This is a genomic window from Vibrio sp. 2132-1, assembly GCF_033344315.1.
The window spans coordinates 1-612 of the sequence record NZ_JAWPON010000535.1; the positions used below are offsets into that span (position 1 = coordinate 1).

1 protein-coding gene is annotated in these 612 nt (G+C 46.2%); it reads left to right on the forward strand.

What is annotated here, in order from left to right; genetic code table 11:
- On the forward strand, positions 1 to 451 hold a 451-nt coding region (locus tag R8N47_RS26495), incomplete at its 5' end, for an SDR family oxidoreductase (RefSeq protein ID WP_318186270.1).
- Between the last annotated feature and the right edge of the window lie 161 nt (positions 452 to 612).

Genomic DNA, 612 nt, shown 5'->3' on the forward strand with positions numbered 1-612 from the left:
TGGCGTTATCAACAAAATGTCTTTGGAGCAGTTTAATCTCGTCATGAATGTCAATGTCACGGGAACATTTCTGTGTGGGCGTGAGGCTGCTGTAAAAATGATTGAAAGTGGCTCACAAGGGGTCATCATCAATATCTCCAGCGTTGCGAGAGCCGGGAATATTGGTCAAACCAACTATTCCGCCTCCAAAGCGGCGGTCGCTACCATGGCAACAACGTGGGCACGCGAGCTTGCAAGGTACGGCATTCGAGCCGCTGCGATTGCGCCAGGGGTTGTACATACGGCGATGGCTGATCAAATGAAACCAGAGGCGATCGAACGTCTAGAAAAGATGATTCCGGTAGGGAGAATGGGGGAAGCGAGTGAAATCGCGCATGCCGTCAAATACATTCTTGAGAGTGATTACTTCACTGTCCGCGTGCTTGAGGTGGATTGCGGAATCCGAATGTAAACGCTTTTTTCAGAGAATGATTGCCTCAGGGAGGCATATTTGTCTGCTTAGTGAGGAGTCGCATTGAGGGCAGGCTCTGTTTTCTTTTTTAATATCAACACACACATTCACGTAATAAATAAAATTCTTGCCATATTTAATTAAGAATAAATACCATTCAA